Genomic DNA, 18,245 nt, shown 5'->3' on the forward strand with positions numbered 1-18,245 from the left:
CGTCCTGTAATATTAAAAAAACCAATCCTTGATTTTTCTTCAATCCTGAAGGTTTGATCTCCGATTTTAAATACACAGCCAGGGTCGAAGAATTAGGTAGGATGCGAATGATGGCAATCACGAATACAGGAATGGGTGAATTGATCCGAGACGGATTAGATCGTCTTGGTATTTTATCCTCCTCCAAAAGGGCGGAGATCACCCACCATTCTACCAGCTTATTCGAGCTATATAAGGCAAGGTTGCCCGACGGTTCTCAGCTCGCCATTAAGATCATCCCTAAAAAAGAAATGGCGGAAACAGAAGCGGAAGGCCTGGAACAACTTTGCAAACTTGGGGTCAGAGTTCCGGAATATCTGGGATCTGTTCATCTAGGAAAAGTTTCTCTTCTTGCTATGGAATTTGTGCAAACAGGCTCTTCTGCGGGATTCAGAGAAGATCTGATAGCCAGTTTAAAAAATTTATACAAAAACGAATTCGGATCCTGGGGCTGGAAGAGAGATAATTTTATAGGTTCTCTCAGCCAAGCCAATGGTTGGTTTTCGACCTTCCGCGAATTCTATTGGGAAAGAAGATTAAAACCTCAGATTGAACTTGCACAAACTAGAAAACTTCTGACCGAAAAAGACTCTTTAGCGATCCGAGGTATCTTCGATAAGTTTTCGGAAGATTGGGGATTGGATCATATAAAACCAAGATTGATCCATGGAGATCTTTGGTCCGGAAACGTTTTGCAAGGTAAGAATGGTTTTGCGTATTTGATAGATCCGTCCGTGGCTTATTCTCATCCGGAACAAGACCTTGCAATGTTGCAATTATTCGGAAGTCCTTTAAATCTGGAAGAGATGCAGGACATTCTGGCTACTGCTGGTCTGGATGACCCAGGCAATTTGAAAGATAGGATCCAATTCTGGCAGCTATATCCGGTGCTTGTGCATATCAATCTTTTCGGAGCGTCCTACCTGACGAGTCTCCGACATATACTTCGCTATTACGGCGTGAAATAGTTTTCTTGATAGAATCCAAGTTTTCTGTTCTTTAGTAAGAAACCGACTTAGAACCGGGGAATAATTCTTTGCCCAAAATTGCAAAAAAGAAAACGCCAACTTCCTCTAAACAAAAAGAGAAAAACTCTAAGTTAAATCTGAGAAAATCACCTTCTCAAAAAAGAGCGATAGAGAGGGTAGAGTATATCCTGGATATTGTCGCGGATCTTTTGGATGAGGTCGGAACAGAAGGGCTTACTACAAATCTGATCGCTCAAAGAGCTGGAATACCGATCGGGTCCTTGTACCAATATTTTCCGAACAAACATGCTATCTTAAAAGCTGTAGGGCAAAGGCATTTGGAAAGGGTCAATTCTATGATCCTGAATTTCCTAGAAGCTCATCCAAGCAAAGCGGATTGGGAAAATCTGGTGGATAAACTCATAGATGCGTTCGCTCAACTTTATAAATCGGAACCCGGGTTTATTCCTATGTGGTCGAATAAAAATTTAGATCCTGAGCTTGTGAGTATCGATAGAGAGAACAATAGGGCCATCGCCAATTTTATCGCGGAGTTATTTTTCGGTGTCATTCCTTGGATGAAGAAAAAAGAGGAAATGATGGTAATGTCCAGGATCATGGTAGAAGTATCAGATTCCGTTCTTAGCCGTTGGCTTCGAGAAAGACAAGATAACGCACTCGCGGATGGGATCTTACAGGAACTGAAAACTATGCTTAAAGCTTATATGAATTATTATATCCAGAGAGGATCTAAATGAAAGCCTTTCTATTCGAATTCCCTTTGACCGCTTTTTTTGTAGTACTGATCAGTATCTCTCAGATCTTTCTTACCGTATTCGTTCCGGAAGAAATTCTAAACGCATTCTTCATTAGTCGTCCTGGAGAGTTCTATCCTTGGAAGTGGGTCGGAATGGTCTTCTTGCATGCGGACTTCACTCACTTGTTTTGGAATATGATCTTTCTATTTTTCTTAGGTAGGATCGTAGAATATAAAGTAGGCCAAGCAAAATGGCTACTTTTCTTTTTTATGGGCGCACTTGTTTCAGGCGGTTTGGATTCCCTTGTTCGAGGAATGATCTTAGGAGAAAATCAACCTGCCATCGGAGCTTCGGGCGCTGTGTCCGGTTTATCCGCTGTTGCCGCTTTACTTTCTCCTTTTTCTATTCGCATTAGAAAGAGAAGTTACCCTTTTCCTGTTTTCGCTTTGGCTTGGCTTATGGTATATTCCGATATTACCAATTTATTTTCCAAAGACCAAGTGGCTCATTGGGCACACTTAGGCGGATTTATTTCTGTGGTATTCACCGCGTATTTTTTAAATAATAAGATCAAACGCGAATTGCATACTGGATTTGCGTTAAACTTAGTGTTCGTAGTTTTACTTTTGATCTTGGGATTTTTTGTCGGAGCGAGATAATTGATCGAAGTTCGTTTCACCGCTTTCGAATACAACTCCAATGATTCTTTTACGGATTCAGTCTATGAAATGAAAGGCTCGGAAGAATCTGGCTGGCATATATTACGAAATTCTTCTCCTTACTTAGAACTAGGTAAAGGGTATAGACTTCTCAAAACGGAACTTTGTGGGATCTGTTCCACGGACCTAGATCGCAGATTTTTGCCTTTTCCGCTTCCTCAGATCATAGGCCACGAAGTGGTCGCATCCGATTATCTCACTGGAGAAAAATATGTATTAGAGATCAATGATACAGTAGTCTCCAGAGGAGAAGAACCGGATCCATTTTGTAAGGTTGGAATTCCAACACATAGTCCGACTAGAATGGTATTGGGAATAGATCGTCTTCCAGGAGGATTCGGGCCTTATATACTGGCACCTAAAGGAAATTTAGTAGAGATCAAACAATTAGAAGATATGGAAGCGGTTCTATTAGAGCCATTTGCGGCTTCTTTGCATGGTGTAGAAGTTTCCGTTCATCGAGCCGGAACTCAGCTCCGGAAAATTGCAGTTTTAGGTCCTAGACGTTTGGGTTCTCTTGTGATCGCAGCATTGGATTTGTATAGGAAGAGAAGCAATTTGAACTATGAGATTGTTTCTCTCATCCGCCACCAAAGCTTAGCGAATCTATCCCTGAGGATGGGCGCAGATCAGGTCTTATACTTTTCCGATCTAGGAGAGGTGGAAGTAAGAGACGGTCTTTTATTTGAGAAGAACGTAGGAACTACAACAGCTGCCTCTTGGTCCGATTACAAACAAGCTTTCGATCTGATATTTGATACCACTGGTTCTGTTTCCGGATTAGAAACTAGCACCTATCTTACGCAAAAAGAAATTCATAGAAAGACCACAAATGGCCAGGCTTCTCTCGGAATTGAGCATCTCACCGAACTAGTAGTGGATGAGATTTCAGTAACGAATCTTAGATCTGATTTTTTAGATCTGGTTTGGGGAATTGAAGTTACATCTCCTGCTTTGGTTTTTGTTTCTTCTTCTGCGTCTTTGGACAAAGAAGAAAAAGATCTACTAGAGGATCTGGAGAAGAAAGATCGAATTCGGATCTTTACCGGTTCCATTAAAGAAGGAACGGAGTTTTTAGAGTCACAAGAATTCCCAGGCACTCTGCCTCGATTCGATTTTGCAATTATAGATTCTTCTTCCGAACTAGACACAGTGATCCGTCCGGATAAGAAGGAAGAAAAATCCTTGGTTCGACCGAGAGGTTTTATTTTGATCCCTAAGTCTGCAAAGCACGGATCCAATTTGTTTTTAGATTGGATTGTAGGTGGCGGAATTTTGAGCACAAGTAGATGCGGAGACTTCGTTCGGACTAGGGAACTTCTGGAAACAGAACCAGGATTTCTAAAATCTGTTTCGGAAAACTTGATCAGTAAAGAATTCGATTCCAGATCCATACCGGAAGCATATACCGACGCCAGAAAACCGGAGAATATAAAAGTGGTTGTCAGACATAAAGCTTCCTGAGCGAGTATTTAGTGACTCGCGAGGATGGCTTTGAGCAAACACGGTTTTTTTCAAATCACACAAAAGGTTTTTTTGAGAAAAGGAAAGGAACTTCTCATTCTTAGGGACCGCAAATCCGGATTTGGGGACCTTCCCGGTGGAAGGATGAACGAGGACGAATTCTACGGAGACTGGCTGGAAAGTTTGTCCAGAGAGTTAAAGGAAGAAATGGGAGAAGCTTGTGAGATCAAGATCCATCCTAGACCCATCCTCATCCATAAACATAGAGTCAGCGATGGAAATCATCCATGTGTGATCGTAGCTTATCATGGAGAATTTATATCCGGCGAGATCGCGCTCTCTGACGAGCATGATTATATCGCCTGGGTGGATGCGGCAACTTACGATCCTAAACCTTTATTTTTCGAATATATGTTAGACGCTTTACATTTGTACCAAAAAGAATACGTTCCTTTGATCCCTGACGGCAAGTTAGATCCTAAAGGTTGGTTGGCATGAGCCCGTTCGTTAGGAATGCACTCGCTTCTTTGGTTTTAGTCCCGATCTTCGCATTTTTTGGATGGCTTCTATCAGGAGTTTCCTTAAGCGAAGAAGAATTCCAAAAAAGGATCTCTAAGAAAGAGATCAAATCCGTTTCATTAGGTTGGGACAGAAGGTCCGGAAATCTACTCATCGTTCAGTTGGAATTCAAACCCGAATATTTTACAAGAGAAGATAGATTCAGAGCCTGGTTAGAAGAACCTCTTGCAGCCGCAAAAGAAAAAGGTTGGCTCCAAAATTCCACGATCGTTGCCTTTCCTCCGGAGATAGGGAATTACTTTTTTCTAATGGATTCCAGAAAGGAACTTTTGGATTCGGAAAACATCGACTCTGCATGGAACTGGGCCCTATTCTTCCAGAGGATTTCCTTTAAAAACTTCTCCCATGTATTGGATGGAGAAGCAGTATCTTTTACGATTGCTCAAGATACCAAAGAAAGATATGAAAGGATTTTCGGAGACCTGGCAAGGATGTACGGAGTTTCTATCTTGGCCGGATCCATTTGTTTACCTTCTCCTGAAATAAAGGAAGGAAAACTTTCAATTAAAGCCGGCGAATGGCAAGAGAGAGCTTATATATTCGATCCTTCCGGAAAGTTTTTAGAAGGATCTCTTCTCCGAACTTCTACCCAAAAACCAGAAGGTTCTGAAAAAGAAATATTGCCGGAAGTATGGGTGGCTAATTTGCCTTCCGGTAGATTGGGGATCTTATTCACGGAAGATCTAAAATCTCCTCAAATGGAAGAGATCGTTAAGAAAACTTATGTAAGTAAATTGGTCGGACTAGGCTCTCAAGAAGACGAAGGCAAATTCAGAGAATGGATCAAAAATTCTTCTTTCGAAACTGGCGGACAGGTACAGTTTTCCGGTAAAGTTTGGAACCAGGAATTTCCTGCAAAAAGTTTTGCAAAGACACGTTATGGTTCCCCTGAGCCAATCGAAGGCCAAAAGGGAAACCTGATCATCAATATCTTTTTCTGATATTATTTGTCTCTGGCTTCTTCGTACAATTTTAGAATTCTCCAATCTTCTTCCGGAAAATCCAAATTGGTGAGATACAATCCGCCTTTTTCGTTTTCGCAAAGAACCTTGTTCTGATCCACAAGCCAGATCCTTTCACATAGTAAAGGTAATACCTGGCTTTTGCGAGAAGGTCCCCAAAGATGGACCTTGCCTGAATAATTGGAAACGAATTCGTTTTTGCCAGGAAGTTTCCAAGGATTGATCTCTTTCCTGCTGATCGTAAATAGTTTGCTACTAGAAGGTTTGCTTTTCCCGAATTGTAACCTTCTTAAATGGAGCCTACCGATCGAGCCGCCCAAATAGTATGCGGAGTCTCCTGTGCCGTAATAGATCAATGGGCTGATGACTTCCTGGTCTATCTTCTCTACAGATTTTTTTTCCGGTTGGAAATAGTATAGATAGTAAGAGCCTGCGTTTCCGGAAAAGAGTAAGAAATCTTTTCCGATAGGATATAAAAAGAATCGAGCCTTGAGTCCTGAAAAAGGTGGGGTGATCTTTTCTTTAGAAACAACCAACTTAGGAGTTCTGGGCTCTACTGTTTTTTCTTCATACAGTTGGTTGTCTACGAAGTAGTAAATTTTAGATCCATCGTCCGAGATCCCGCCTCTATTCCTACAAGAGATCTGGGCGCCCGACTCATACAGAAGATCATTATTTTTTAATGAGATCGCAAACAAGCGGCAACCGGTTGTCATGGGATATTCTGCCAGAGCATAGTTTGCGTTTAAGGAAACTGCAAGAGAAGCAGGAACTTCGTCTAAACTTTTGGAACCGTTGGTTCCATCACTTGTATCTCTCCAGACTAGTTTACTGTCTTCTAGATATACTAATCTTTTTCTGTCATAAGAGAGTTCGACTATTCTTGGGGTTTCCGGTTTTTCGGAAGAAAGAACTTCGTCGTCGGATTTAGGTTTTACCAGATAATCCTTTAACATACCGGAAGCTTTTTCGTAACTCTGCTCTTCCAATAACTCTTGGATCTCTTCTATTAAACTTTCCTGTTTACTTTTACAGTTCCAGGAAAGAAAAACTAGTAATAAGAAAGATAAGGCTCTGATCATTCGATAGAACTTAGATTTTGAGTTCAGGCAGTTTCCTCAGCCCAAGGCTCGTCCGATTGGACGCTAATAATATCTTTAGAAAATAATTTCTGGGCTCTGGAGGCTACGTTCCTAGTTTCTAAAAAGGAATATCCTCCTGAAAGTAAGGATCCGAAAATCGGAAGCCAGAATCCGTTTTTAGGTTTTGGGAACTTCTTCCCTTTGATAAGACCTTTTGCGATCTGATAGGTAGCTTCTTGCAGAAGGTTCCAAGCCATGGGCCGGATCAAAACCCTTGCCCCAGCATCTTTGAGAACATTCCTAAAAAATGAGGTCTTGTCCTTGAATAAACAATAAGCCATAAGTTCGGAAGTCACCTGATGCTCTTTTCCATATAAAGCGGCTATGTCTTTTACCAATTTACCTTGGAGCCTTAAGACTAAAATAATTTCGGGAGCCAGCGTAACAAGTCCCAAACGTCCTTGAGGAAGGGCAAGAGCTGCACTCGCCGCACCGGTTTGGAGAGAGGATTTTTGGGTCAACTCTTGGATGAGCTCGTTTGGAGATCCTATGGTTTTAGCATATGGACTGCGATAGGAATGAAGACCGGATAAAAGATTCAGTATCTGATCGGAAACTGCGGAGAGAATCGAATTGTAGTTTTCCATGTAGAGGAGTAAGGTACCAAGGCAATGGGATACGGTTTCTATGTTAGACAGACTAGAAAAAATACAACAAAAATACCTCAAAATATCGGACGAACTTACAACTGCGTCCAATCCGGATGATTTGAAACGACTTTATAAGGAACGGTCCCGACTCACGCCCTTATTCGATAAAATTACCGAATACCAAAAATTAATTCAGAACAAAAAAGACGCCGAAGAACTTTTAAAAACGGAAAAAGACGGGGATATGCGCTCCATGTACGAAGAGGAGCGTAAAGAAGCTGAAGAAAGGATAGAAAGTTTGGAGAAGGAGTTGGAAATCCTACTTCTTCCTCCCGATCCGAATTCCGGCAAAAATATACTACTCGAGATAAGAGCAGGGACCGGCGGAGAAGAAGCAGGGCTATTCGTCTCCGACCTGTTTAGAATGTACACTAAGTATGCCGACAAGCAAGGCATCCGTCATGAGATCATAGATTCTTCTCCTACCGGAATAGGCGGATTGAAAGAGATCATCTTTGCGATGGAAAATGATAAAGCCTACGATCTTTTTAAATTTGAAGCGGGAACTCATAGAGTGCAAAGAATTCCTGCGACAGAGTCGGGTGGAAGGATCCATACAAGTGCAGTCACGGTTGCGGTATTACCTGAAGCGGAAGAATCGGAGATCAATATCAACGAAAACGATCTGAGAGTAGATGTGTATCGTTCTTCCGGATCAGGTGGTCAGCACGTTAACACCACCGACTCCGCAGTTCGTATCACTCATATTCCAACCGGGATCGCAGTTGCTTGCCAGGACGAAAAATCACAACACAAGAATAAAGCAAAAGCAATGAGGATCCTGAGCGCAAGGATCTTAGAAAAGCAGGCAGAAGAAAAGAAAGCCGCAGCTGACGCTCTCAAAAAACAGATGGTGGGTTCAGGAGATAGATCTGAAAGAATACGAACTTATAATTTTCCACAAGGAAGATGCACAGATCATAGGATTGGATTTACTAGTCATAATCTTTCTGCTATAATGGAAGGTGATCTGGACGACTTGATCAACGCCTTAACGGAAGAAGACAGAGTCAAACGCCTCGCAAATTCACAGGCAAATTAGAACCGGTTTAGACTTCTGTTCGTCCAACCGAATAAAGTTGATGTTTCTGCCTAAAATTTTGCGATGGTAATCAGAGTATGATACTAGCGATACAAGAACCGCATCGAAGGATTTGCGGGGAAAGAATACCATTTGAAAACATACATGCGGTTTCCATGAGCCTTCCGGAAGTCGCTGATGTGATCGGATATGAAGAGAAAAGAACTGAAACTCTTTCCAGATTAAAAGCGGGATATCCCCGATTTGTAGCTCATGCTTATATAGAAAAAATTTTAGATTATAACCGAGAGACAAAGGGAGTCGACAGCCCTCAGTTTATTGTAAACTCTCGCAAAGCCGCAGACCATATCGTTTCCTTTTTTCAGATAGAAGGAGCAAGGATCCTAGAGGACGAAGGGATCATCACATTAATCATTCCTTCTCATAAAGAAAACGAATCCAAGATATTATCCTTCATCCAACATACTGGATGTTTATTATCTTCTCGAAAGGCAGAGGATTACTTATTCAAAAAGGGACTCATAGATTCCGTATACAAAGAAGAATCCAGAAAAGAAAAACCTTACGAAAGTGTAGAAGGATCATTATCCGCTTTGTATCCTGGAAAAGATTTGCAAGTATATCTGGCCACTTCCGGGATGAATGCAGTCTATGCGGCTTTTAGAGCATTGGACAAGGTTCGTGCAGAAGAAGGAAAAGATATCTGGCTTAGACTCGGATGGCTATACGTAGATAATATTAGAATATTAGAAAAATATTCTAGAGGTTCTCATATATTCCATGACGTGGTCGATCTAAAAGAACTGGAAGAATTCCTTTCTAAAGAAGGTCACAGAGTAGCTGCAATTCTTACCGAATCTCCTACAAATCCACTCATTCAAGTTCCAGATTATCCTGAGCTCAAAAAACTTTTGGAAAAATACGGAATCCCTTTGGTTGCGGATATTTCCGTGGCAGGTTCCGCAGTCGTGGATCTTTCCCCATATGCGGATGTGATCGTAGAGAGTTTGACTAAGTTTGCATCCGGACATGCGGATGTTATGATGGGTGCATTATTTTTAAATCCTTCTTCTCCATATTTTGAGACGTTGAAAAAAGGTTCTCCTGAGTTTTTAGAAACTCCTTATATCCGAGATTGCGAACGTATGTCCTTCGAGTTAGAAGGTTATATCGAAAGAGTCAAAGAAATTGGAAAGAATGCTGCAATACTTGCAAACTTCTTCTCAAATCATCCGAAGATCAAAGCGGTTCATTGGAGCGGTTCTGAAGAAAATCACGGAAACTTTTCCAAAATTGCAAGAGATAAGGATCTACATTGTGGAGTGATCACGATCGAGCCCGGAGTTCCTTTGGAACCATTTTACAATTCTTTAAGATTGTTGAAGGGACCAAGTTTCGGAACAGAATTTACTCTGAACATGTTATACATGTATTTGGCTCATTATGAATTGGTATCCACAGAAGCAGGAAGAGGTTTCTTACGAGAAGTAGGATTGGATCCTAGTCTGATCAGAATTTCTATCGGAAGAGAAAATCCAGATCTTCTGATTGCAGAATACAAAAAAGCTCTGGGGGATTAACCAGCCAGAGCCAAAAATTTGAACGGTTCTAAAGAAGGCAAATAGACTTAAAGTTTAAGCCGCGGAACGAACGCCTTGTAACTTACCGCTTGTTTCAGACTCGGACTGCAAAACGTTTTTGTAAAGGACCGGGAATAATCCAAATTTAGAAATTCCTAAAGTATAAATCACTAAAACGGAAACGATTGTCCCAAGGATCCAACCCAGCTGGTGTAGTATCACACTGGAAATGATCGCAAATCCCAACGCACCTACAAATACAGTCGCTAAGAACGCAATTGTAGAAGCAAAACCGGATGGAGATTTTCTGACTGAAAATTCTCCTGTGCCTCCTAATTCCCAACCTTCTTTTTCGATCTTCAAAAGAGAAACGATCAGAACGGGAATTAAGATCACACCCATTGCATATAATGTGATAGCAACATCAGAGGTAAGCCAGTTGATTGCGGTTCCCCAGGTCCAATTCGTTTGGAATTGTTCTACTGACTCTGAAAAAAATCTTTTATATCCTGTTCCGTCCCAGCCATGCACAAGGATGAAGAACATCCCAAAATACCCTACAGGAACTTGCAGATAAGCTAAGAAATTTTTTCCAGCCTTCAATAATTCCCAAACCACCCAGAAGCCTAAGATACCTTGAGAAATATTCGTTAAACCGAATAAAGCTACCAACCAACCCGGCATGGTTTTATCTCCCGCATGCATTGTCTCCCAGCTAGTAAACTGCCAGACCAGATACAAACCGGACGGGGCGAATAATAAACCTAGATAAAGAAGATTAGAGATGAAGTAGGTATTTTTCCAAAATGGGACCTTCTTCTCTTCTTTTGTAACGGAAGGAATAGAACCGGGTGTGGTTTCTCCTGCCTGCAATTTTTTAATTTGGCGAGCTGCGGCCATTGCGTAACCGGCTCCCAGGCCGTAGGCCCAAAAAACATCCACTTGAACCATTGGATTGAAATCTCCTCACCTTAATTAAGCATAAGAATGACATGTCATTCAGTTTTTGTCAATAGGGGAAATCGAAAAATTTCAAAGAAAAACGGGTTTTACTTTAGGGTCGAAATGACGGATCTGTCATTTCGATTGGGTGGGAATTTTCATTAAACAGGGAAATTATGAAAAGAACAACAATAAGCTTAATGTTACTTCTCATCTTTCTACTTGATTGTAGATTTTTAGGGATCGGTTCCGAGCCCTTAGAGGATTTGAAAACGAAGTATGCGAACTCGGAGTCCAAATTCGCTCCGATTGGGGATTTGAACATCCATTACAGGGACGAGGGCCAGGGTCCGGTAATTATACTATTGCACGGGGTGTGCTCTTCTTTGCATACCTGGGATGCATGGGCGGAACTATTAAAATCTCGTTATAGAGTTATCCGTATCGATCTTCCTGGTCATGGACTTACCGGTCCTCCGGAAGATTTAGAAAAGTTGGATTTGGAAGAAGGTGTAGAAGTCCTTAACAACTTCCTAGAATATTTAAAAATTGATTCCTTCTATCTTGTGGGAAATTCTATGGGAGGTTATATCTCCTGGAATTACGCATTAAAATATCCTAATAAAGTCCAAAAGTTGGTCTTGATCGATGCGGCCGGGTATGCACAACCTATGCCCCCTATGATCGCATTGGGAAGTAACCCGATCGTAAGTCCATTTGCTCGCCATATGCTACCAAGCTTTATGGTGGAAAAAAGTGTGGATGAGGTTTACGGAGATCCTTCTAAGATCACCCCCGAGATCAAAACGAGATATGTGGATCTTTCCAGAAGAGAAGGGAATCGACAGGCTTATAATTATTTTTTCAGGACTGCCAGGGAGAAGTTTACGGATCCTAAAATTTCCGAAGGGATAAAGTCGGTAAAAACTCCCACACTAGTTATGTGGGGAAAAGAAGATCATTGGTTGAAATTAGAATACGCTCAGAATTGGACTAAGGATCTTCCAAATTCTAAATTCATCACTTACGAAGGCGCCGGTCATATTCCTATGGAAGAAATTCCGGATATAACAGCAAAAGATCTGGTGCAGTTCCTTACATTATAAAAAAGGATTTAACGTTTGCCCATTCCTTCTAACATAAGGGTGGGCATTTCTTCCAGCCAACGTTTCGCGAATTTGGAATCCACTTTGAAAGATAAGTTGATCCTTATTCCCTCGAACATCATTGCATTTACCGCCTGAGATGCGATACGGGTGTCTAATTCTTTTCTTAAAAATCCTTTTTTCACACCATTCTTCAAATACAGTTCTGTAAGCCTGGCGCTTTTATCTATCCCGAGCTGCACTTTTCTTTTTACTGTTTCGTCTAAGGCCATAGCTTCAAAAAATACGATCTTTGCCTGTCTTGGATCTTTGCTGAAAAGTTGAAATAGTTCCCAACCGATGTTTTTGATCTGGTTTCTGTATTCTTCGATCGAGTTCGATTTTTCAGGACTTTCTTTACGTACCACTTCTAATAATCCGAGAAGGATCCGGTCCACTAACGCATGTAGGATATCCAATTTATTCTTAAAATAACGATAACAGGTCCCATGACCTATATTTAATTTTCCGGCTATGTCGGCGATTCCCGCCTCATGGTATCCTTTTTCGGAGAATACGTCCAATGCAGCTTCCAGGATCTGTTCTCTTCTTGCTTCTGCCCTGTTGGCGATCGGACTAGGAGGCTTTGTTCTCATAGTTTTCCTTACTCCGATTTAGAGAACTGGTCCGCAAGGAATTTTCCTAATTCGGAAGTTCAAAACGGATTTGGAAACTGGCTCCCTGATTTTTGGAGCTGGAAAAATCCAATTTTCCCTTCAATTGTCTGGTTAGTACCTGTACTAAGGTTAATCCGAAAGAATGAGTCACAGTTGGATTCAATTCGTTTGGTAAACCGACCCCGTTGTCAGAGACTTCCAAAATTACTAACTTCTCTTTTTTTTGGAGTTTGACTTGGATCTTTGGTCTTTCATCCGAAGGAGAATAATTATGTGGGAATGCGTATTTAAAGGAATTTGTGAGTAATTCATTGAGCGCTAGTCCCAGAGGAATTGCGATGCTAATCTCCAAATGAATAGGACTGGATATCACATCCACTCTCGTTTCTGCTCCGATCTTATAGGCGGTTCTGATCTTTTCAGCAAGTCTTTTCGAGTATCCTGAAAATTCTACATTTCCTAGATCGTTAGATTGATACAACTCATCATGGATCAATGCCATGGTTTGGATCCTGTTTTGGCTTTCCGTAAATGCCTCGTGGATCTTAGGATCGTTTTCGTATTCAGATTGAAGATTGAATAAACTGGAAATCACCTGCAGGTTGTTTTTTACTCTGTGATGGATCTCTTTCAGCATCACTTCCTTTTCCTTTAAGGAAGATTTTAACTGTCTCTCTGCCTGTTTTTTATCTGTGATCTCTACAACTGTGATTATGGTAGAAGAAAATGTTTCTTCGAATTCAGGTGCCAAAGACCAGCGAATGGACGCTTCGAATTGTTTTCCGTTGCAGGTGGATAATATGACTTCAGTATGAAGAACTCTTGCTCCAAAATGAATTCGGGTTAGAAGTTTTTTGAAATAATAATCGTTTCCTTTTCGGAAAAAGTTTCTGGCAAGAAATAGAACTTCTTCCTTTGAGCTTGCTTCGAACAATCGAACGGATTCTTTATTAGCGTCCACAACCCTTACAGTTTCATAACATTCTGAAACGAATTCGGGATTTGTTTTTAGGAATTTAGAGAAGTCCTTTCTGGACATCTTGGGCAATTCGCCCAACATTTTTTTTACTTCGGAATAATCGCATTCTAAGATCGCAATAGGAACATTTTCGAATAAACCTTTATAGATTGCTTCGCTTGCTCCTAAAAAACGATAAGAACGATCCAGCTCTTGGGTCCTTTCTGCGATTAACTTTTCCAATCTTGCGTGAGAATGGGATATTTCATTTTCTGCATCTATTCTTTCTTTTACTACCGATAAAGCGAGAAGAGAAGCGATCGAGATTGCAGACAGAAAACTTTGTAAAAGGAGAAGGGAAACTTCCCTGGAAGCTGGGAAATTATATGCATGTCCTTGCGCAGTACCTAAGATCGCTACGATAGAAACGATGATGAGCACTAGAGAAGATTCTCTTCCTCCGAATCTGAGAGAAACAAGTGAAATGACTGCTATCAGAAGATAAGAAAGAGGGAAGTAAGCAGGTATCTCGTTGATACTAAAGAAATAAAAAATACCTGCCCCTAATAAAATTAAGAAGGAAACTAACCCTACACTTTCTTTCCAAGAATGTACTTGGAATCTTGCAACTCCAGGTCCTAGCCAACTTAAGAAAAATGGAAAGTATACGAATACCCCTAAAGAATCTCCCATCCACCAAATGATCCAGGTTGGAAAAAGTGAGTTTAAGTCCAGTATCCCTAAAACTAAAAGTCCGGAGCATGCGATTGTTGCGGCGATAATGCAGACTAATGTTTCTATCCAAAGAAATCTAAGAACGAAGGATGTGTTCTTGGTAAGATCTAATCCAGGGACAAATTTTTTATATAAATAAGCTCCAGTGAAAGATTGCAGAGTGCTTCCACTTGCGATAAGCACTGCCACCAAAAAGTAAACGCTTAGCTCCTGTCCTGGAAGATCCTCATGTTGGATCTGGCAGTTATATAAAAAGGAACCTGCAAAGATTCCGAAATAGGAAATTCTTCCGAATAATAAAGGAGTGACCAGCCCCCAGCCGGATGCGGGCCAGATAGGGGAGGCGTAATCCGAAAAAGTCCCGAGGGATTCTCCAAATTTTCCCAAAAGAAAATAAACGGATGTAACCAGAAAAAATTTGCCGGCAGTTTGAATGAATTTTAAGGATCGAGATAACATTAATCTTGGAATCTTCTTCATTTCGCTTTTAGGATTCGGAAGCAGCTGAGAATAAGGTTTTAAGACCTTTTCCGATGATTTCCGATCTATTTCAAAACTCCAGGAAACCCTTTATTTATTTAGGAGAAGGTTTCTCTACAGAGGGACGTCTAGTTCTAACAGAGCCGAATGAGATTCTTACTACTAATCGACGAAGTGAAGCAAAAAAAATCCTCCTAGAAATTCAAAACAAGGTCTCCCAAGGATTCCATGCGGCCGGTTGGATTTCCTACGAAGCCGGGGACTTATTTTTAAATCCTGACAATATGGAAGAAGTTTCGGAAGATCCTCTTTTTTGGTTCGCCATTTTTTCTAAACCAAAACCCTTGGGCCCTTCTGAAATTTCAGAATGGGAATCCATATTTATACACAAGGGTTATTCTGCAGAAATCAGATCCGAAATGGACCTTAAAGAATACCAAGAGATCTTTAGTAAGATCCGAAACTTTCTCTACGAAGGTGATATTTATCAGGTAAATTTTACATTTCCTTTGGAAATAGAATTAGAAGGTTCTCTCGGAAGATTGTTTTTCGAACTCAGAAAAAAGCAGCCTGTTCCATACGAAGCTTGGATCCATACTGGAGATTCCATTCCTACACAAAGAGATATCCTTTCTTTTTCTCCTGAACTATTTTGGGAAAGAAAGTCCAATCAAATCAGAACTGTTCCAATGAAAGGAACCAGACCCAGAGGAAACGATCCAGAGGAAGATCAAAAATTGAAGCTGGAACTTTCCGATTCGGAAAAGGACAGGGCGGAAAATTTGATGATCACTGATCTTCTCCGCAACGATTTAGGAAGGATTTCTCTGCCTGGTTCAGTAAGAGTTTCTAAACTTTTCTCTATCGAAGAATATCCGACGGTTTTCCAGATGACCAGCGAGGTACGTTCCGAACTTTCCCTCGATATAAAATGGACTGATATCTTGGAGGCATTGTTTCCGGGAGGTTCCATCACTGGAGCTCCTAAAAAGAGATCTTCGGAGATCATCCGCAGCCTGGAAAAAAAGAGAGGAGTTTATACAGGGGGAATATTTTATCTGTCTCCTCAAAAAGAAATTTCTTCCATCGCGATCCGCACTCTTGAGTTTTTACAAGATCCTTCCGGCCAAAAAAAAGGAAGAATGGGTGTAGGTTCCGGAATCACCATTGGTTCCGATCCGACCTCAGAATGGGAAGAATGCTGGTCCAAGGCAAAATTTTTGAACGACACAAAAGAAAATTTTCACCTGTTCACCACTGCAGTCTGCAAAAGAAAAAAGATCTATTTTTTGAAAGATCATAAAGAGAGAATGAAAACATCCGCGAACGAATTCGGATTCGTTTGGAATGAAGAAGGTTGGGAATCTGTAGTTCGAGAAGTGACAAATAATATTACCTCCGACAAAAAATACAGAGTGAAGATCATTCTTTTGTCCGGCGGAGAATTTCAGTCGGAAGTTTCCGAATTTCATTCAGGTCCCAAAGAGGGGAAGGTTCTCTTCAGCGGAACTTCTACAAATAAAAAAAATCGGTTCTTTTATCATAAAACAAATATCAGAGAAATTTTTTCAGAAGGATATGAAACTGCTGTTTCCAAAGGTTATCTGGACAGGATCTATACAAACACGGAAGGTTATCTGACAGAGGGAGCCATTCATTCTATCTTTCTTTTTCTAAATAGGGAATGGATCACTCCTCCTTTGGAAGAAGGAATTCTTCCTGGAATCGCAAGAAAACAATGGATCAAAAAATTGAAAGCGAAGGAAAAGAAGATTTCCAAACAGGACATGAGTTTTGCATCCAAGATCGTTTTGGTAAATTCTCTCAGAGGAGTTAGAAGAGTTTCCGGGGTGGATTTCGAATGAGAAGTTTTTTAGGACTGGCTCTTCCTGATCATATAAAATCGGATCTGGAAAAAATCTGCTTTGGACTGGAAGAGATCCGTTGGGTTTCTGCGGAAAATTTTCATGCTACCTTGGTGTTTTTAGGTGAGCTAAATCAGGAAGAGATCGAGAAGGTCTCGGAGATTTGCGGCCAAGTTTCCGAAAAAAGTTTTTCCTTGGAGATCAAGGGTGTCGGCTTTTTTGGGAATAAGTTTCCGGAAATTCTATATGTGGGTGTGACACTTTCGGAAGAATTGAAAAGGTTACAAAAAGTTTTGGAGTCCACTCTCAGAAGGGAAGGTTTTTCCATCGATAAAAGGGATTATAAGCCCCATATAACGATAGGAAGATTCAAAAGGACCCCTGAAAAACGTTTGGATCTTTATTTGAATGAGTTCTCTCAATTCCAAACCGACATAGTTCCTGTGTCGGAATTCCATCTATTTTATAGTCGCAGCGGAGCGAACGGTCAGATATACTCGGTCGAAGAATCATACCCTCTTCTCTTGGAATAAATGGAAAATCCCAGACAAAATCAGTACTCTCCTATCCGGGATTTTTCCGATTTTTTTGCGGACCCTAGACATTCCGTAGAAGAGGTCGTAGGAATCGGCGGAGATCTAAAACCAGATCGCCTTTTGTATGCTTATACTCGTGGGATCTTTCCTTGGGCGGATAAACCTTTACTTTGGTTTTCTTTGGATCCGAGAGCAATCTTCGACCTAAACGTTCTTCATATTAGTTCCCGAGTCCACAGAAGGATCCGTCAAAAAAAATTCACTGTAACATTTAATCGTGCATTCGAACAAGTTATGCGATGCTGTGCATTTAGAACGGAAGAGCAAACATGGATAACGGAGAACTTTCTACAAGGTTTTACCAACTTTCATAAGGAAGGTTATGCCCATAGTGTAGAGGTTTGGGACGAAAACGGACGGTTAGGCGGGGGAGCATACGGTGTGGCTATCGGTAAATTTTTTGCCGGAGAGTCCATGTTCTCCTTTTTACCTGACTTTGGGAAGATCGGGCTCTACTTTCTATTTGAAGCATTGAAGAAGGATGGCTTTACATTATTCGATACTCAGCAGATGAACCCGGTCACTTTGAATCTGGGAGCATATGAGATCCCGAAAGATAAATTTTTGGACCGTTTGTCACTTGCTGTAGCAATCCCGAACAAATGGGTCCCCCCTGTGGATGAAATCTGATTTTTATGTAAAATGGATTTGATTTGCCTCGCAGAATAATAAAATTACGACACAAACCAAAGTTTCTATAGGAAGATCCATAATGAACCTGTCCAAAAAAATTCTTGTTACCCTTCTTGTGTCTGCAATCGCACTTTTCGGTTTCACCGGAGTGAGCGCACAAGAGACTACTGGCGATGCTCCTGCAAAGACTGAAGACGCTGGTGCTTCTAAAGCTGAGAAAAAAGAAAAGAAAGCTAAGAAGAAAAAAGGTAAGAAAAAACACCACAAGAAGCATAAGAAAGATTCCAAAAAAGGAAAAGAAGAAGGAACTAAGTCTGATTCTACTCCTGCTCCTGCAGAAGAAGGCGCTGGCGAAGAGCAACAGTAATATT

General features: G+C 41.0%; 18 protein-coding genes. 13 read left to right on the forward strand and 5 right to left on the reverse strand.

Annotated elements, in window-relative coordinates:
* The first annotated feature begins 110 nt into the window (after positions 1 to 110).
* The 6 genes from LPTSP_RS14500 (at position 111) to LPTSP_RS14525 (ending at position 5,468) form a co-directional block, all read left to right on the forward strand.
* The gene (locus LPTSP_RS14500) at positions 111 to 1,007 is read left to right on the forward strand and encodes a fructosamine kinase family protein (RefSeq protein WP_108929400.1); all 897 of its coding nucleotides are present in this window, start codon (positions 111 to 113) and stop codon (positions 1,005 to 1,007) included.
* A 68-nt stretch (positions 1,008 to 1,075) separates the two neighbouring features.
* The gene (locus LPTSP_RS14505; RefSeq protein WP_108929401.1) at positions 1,076 to 1,765 is read left to right on the forward strand and encodes a TetR/AcrR family transcriptional regulator; all 690 of its coding nucleotides are present in this window, start codon (positions 1,076 to 1,078) and stop codon (positions 1,763 to 1,765) included.
* Positions 1,762 to 2,424: a rhomboid family intramembrane serine protease gene (locus tag LPTSP_RS14510; RefSeq protein ID WP_108929402.1), complete on the forward strand. Its 663-nt coding sequence runs from the start codon at positions 1,762 to 1,764 to the stop codon at positions 2,422 to 2,424. The genes LPTSP_RS14505 and LPTSP_RS14510 overlap by 4 nt, the downstream gene beginning before the upstream one ends.
* Positions 2,425 to 3,948: an alcohol dehydrogenase catalytic domain-containing protein gene (locus LPTSP_RS14515; protein WP_108929403.1), complete on the forward strand. Its 1,524-nt coding sequence runs from the start codon at positions 2,425 to 2,427 to the stop codon at positions 3,946 to 3,948.
* 30 nt (positions 3,949 to 3,978) lie between these two features.
* Complete coding sequence (locus LPTSP_RS14520; RefSeq protein ID WP_108929930.1) at positions 3,979 to 4,446, forward strand: NUDIX hydrolase; 468 nt, start codon at positions 3,979 to 3,981, stop codon at positions 4,444 to 4,446.
* Positions 4,443 to 5,468, forward strand: coding sequence for a carbon-nitrogen hydrolase family protein (locus LPTSP_RS14525; RefSeq protein ID WP_108929404.1), 1,026 nt, complete (start codon positions 4,443 to 4,445; stop codon positions 5,466 to 5,468). Before LPTSP_RS14520 ends, LPTSP_RS14525 begins: the two co-directional genes overlap by 4 nt.
* A gap of 2 nt (positions 5,469 to 5,470) precedes the next feature.
* Here the strand turns inward: LPTSP_RS14525 and LPTSP_RS14530 are convergent, their stop codons facing one another.
* The gene (locus LPTSP_RS14530; RefSeq protein ID WP_108929405.1) at positions 5,471 to 6,571 is read right to left on the reverse strand and encodes a hypothetical protein; all 1,101 of its coding nucleotides are present in this window, start codon (positions 6,569 to 6,571) and stop codon (positions 5,471 to 5,473) included.
* Positions 6,572 to 6,594: 23 nt separating this feature from the next.
* Positions 6,595 to 7,218, reverse strand: coding sequence for a hypothetical protein (locus tag LPTSP_RS14535; RefSeq protein WP_108929406.1), 624 nt, complete (start codon positions 7,216 to 7,218; stop codon positions 6,595 to 6,597).
* 40 nt (positions 7,219 to 7,258) lie between these two features.
* Between LPTSP_RS14535 and prfA the strand changes: the two genes are divergently transcribed.
* Together prfA and LPTSP_RS14545 are read left to right on the forward strand one after the other, a co-directional pair.
* Complete coding sequence (prfA, locus tag LPTSP_RS14540) at positions 7,259 to 8,323, forward strand: peptide chain release factor 1 (protein ID WP_100704773.1); 1,065 nt, start codon at positions 7,259 to 7,261, stop codon at positions 8,321 to 8,323.
* Between the two features lie 77 nt (positions 8,324 to 8,400).
* Positions 8,401 to 9,903, forward strand: coding sequence for an aminotransferase class I/II-fold pyridoxal phosphate-dependent enzyme (locus tag LPTSP_RS14545; RefSeq protein WP_108929407.1), 1,503 nt, complete (start codon positions 8,401 to 8,403; stop codon positions 9,901 to 9,903).
* Between the two features lie 54 nt (positions 9,904 to 9,957).
* Here LPTSP_RS14545 and LPTSP_RS14550 read toward each other — a convergent pair whose 3' ends face one another.
* On the reverse strand, positions 9,958 to 10,854 hold the full coding sequence (locus LPTSP_RS14550; RefSeq protein WP_108929408.1) for a hypothetical protein: 897 nt from the start codon (positions 10,852 to 10,854) through the stop codon (positions 9,958 to 9,960).
* Between the two features lie 167 nt (positions 10,855 to 11,021).
* Here LPTSP_RS14550 and LPTSP_RS14555 point away from each other — a divergent pair, with 167 nt between their 5' ends.
* Positions 11,022 to 11,951, forward strand: a complete 930-nt coding sequence (locus LPTSP_RS14555; RefSeq protein ID WP_245915581.1) for an alpha/beta fold hydrolase — start codon at positions 11,022 to 11,024, stop codon at positions 11,949 to 11,951.
* An 8-nt stretch (positions 11,952 to 11,959) separates the two neighbouring features.
* On the opposite strand, the gene LPTSP_RS14560 is transcribed toward LPTSP_RS14555, so the two are convergent.
* Positions 11,960 to 12,586 (reverse strand): TetR/AcrR family transcriptional regulator, encoded by a 627-nt coding sequence (locus LPTSP_RS14560; protein ID WP_108929410.1) that lies wholly within the window; start codon positions 12,584 to 12,586, stop codon positions 11,960 to 11,962.
* 46 nt (positions 12,587 to 12,632) lie between these two features.
* Positions 12,633 to 14,759 carry a histidine kinase dimerization/phosphoacceptor domain -containing protein gene (locus tag LPTSP_RS14565; protein WP_245915582.1) on the reverse strand — a complete coding sequence of 709 codons (2,127 nt, stop codon included), beginning with the start codon at positions 14,757 to 14,759 and terminating at the stop codon, positions 12,633 to 12,635.
* A 74-nt stretch (positions 14,760 to 14,833) separates the two neighbouring features.
* Between LPTSP_RS14565 and pabB the strand changes: the two genes are divergently transcribed.
* The 4 genes from pabB (at position 14,834) to LPTSP_RS14585 (ending at position 18,241) form a co-directional block, all read left to right on the forward strand.
* Entirely contained in the window at positions 14,834 to 16,645 is a 1,812-nt protein-coding gene (gene pabB, locus LPTSP_RS14570; RefSeq protein WP_108929412.1) for an aminodeoxychorismate synthase component I, read from the forward strand.
* Positions 16,642 to 17,178, forward strand: a complete 537-nt coding sequence (gene thpR, locus LPTSP_RS14575; RefSeq protein WP_108929413.1) for an RNA 2',3'-cyclic phosphodiesterase — start codon at positions 16,642 to 16,644, stop codon at positions 17,176 to 17,178. Before pabB ends, thpR begins: the two co-directional genes overlap by 4 nt.
* A gap of 33 nt (positions 17,179 to 17,211) precedes the next feature.
* Entirely contained in the window at positions 17,212 to 17,871 is a 660-nt protein-coding gene (gene aat / locus LPTSP_RS14580; RefSeq protein ID WP_167396464.1) for a leucyl/phenylalanyl-tRNA--protein transferase, read from the forward strand.
* 82 nt (positions 17,872 to 17,953) lie between these two features.
* Positions 17,954 to 18,241 carry a hypothetical protein gene (locus LPTSP_RS14585; RefSeq protein WP_108929415.1) on the forward strand — a complete coding sequence of 96 codons (288 nt, stop codon included), beginning with the start codon at positions 17,954 to 17,956 and terminating at the stop codon, positions 18,239 to 18,241.
* Positions 18,242 to 18,245 lie beyond the last annotated feature (4 nt).

The organism is Leptospira johnsonii, from assembly GCF_003112675.1.
In the GTDB taxonomy this organism is placed as follows: Bacteria; Spirochaetota; Leptospiria; order Leptospirales; family Leptospiraceae; genus Leptospira_B; species Leptospira_B johnsonii.

Coding starts and splice junctions, on each gene's coding strand:
- LPTSP_RS14500 (WP_108929400.1), top strand. CDS start 111: ATGGCAATCACGAATACAGGAATGGGTGAATTGATCCGAGACGGATTA.
- LPTSP_RS14510 (WP_108929402.1), top strand. CDS start 1,762: ATGAAAGCCTTTCTATTCGAATTCCCTTTGACCGCTTTTTTTGTAGTA.
- LPTSP_RS14525 (WP_108929404.1), top strand. CDS start 4,443: ATGAGCCCGTTCGTTAGGAATGCACTCGCTTCTTTGGTTTTAGTCCCG.
- LPTSP_RS14530 (WP_108929405.1), bottom strand. CDS start 6,571: ATGATCAGAGCCTTATCTTTCTTATTACTAGTTTTTCTTTCCTGGAAC.
- LPTSP_RS14535 (WP_108929406.1), bottom strand. CDS start 7,218: ATGGAAAACTACAATTCGATTCTCTCCGCAGTTTCCGATCAGATACTG.
- prfA (WP_100704773.1), top strand. CDS start 7,259: ATGTTAGACAGACTAGAAAAAATACAACAAAAATACCTCAAAATATCG.
- LPTSP_RS14545 (WP_108929407.1), top strand. CDS start 8,401: ATGATACTAGCGATACAAGAACCGCATCGAAGGATTTGCGGGGAAAGA.
- LPTSP_RS14550 (WP_108929408.1), bottom strand. CDS start 10,854: ATGGTTCAAGTGGATGTTTTTTGGGCCTACGGCCTGGGAGCCGGTTAC.
- LPTSP_RS14555 (WP_245915581.1), top strand. CDS start 11,022: ATGAAAAGAACAACAATAAGCTTAATGTTACTTCTCATCTTTCTACTT.
- LPTSP_RS14560 (WP_108929410.1), bottom strand. CDS start 12,586: ATGAGAACAAAGCCTCCTAGTCCGATCGCCAACAGGGCAGAAGCAAGA.
- LPTSP_RS14565 (WP_245915582.1), bottom strand. CDS start 14,759: ATGTTATCTCGATCCTTAAAATTCATTCAAACTGCCGGCAAATTTTTT.
- pabB (WP_108929412.1), top strand. CDS start 14,834: ATGATTTCCGATCTATTTCAAAACTCCAGGAAACCCTTTATTTATTTA.
- thpR (WP_108929413.1), top strand. CDS start 16,642: ATGAGAAGTTTTTTAGGACTGGCTCTTCCTGATCATATAAAATCGGAT.
- LPTSP_RS14585 (WP_108929415.1), top strand. CDS start 17,954: ATGAACCTGTCCAAAAAAATTCTTGTTACCCTTCTTGTGTCTGCAATC.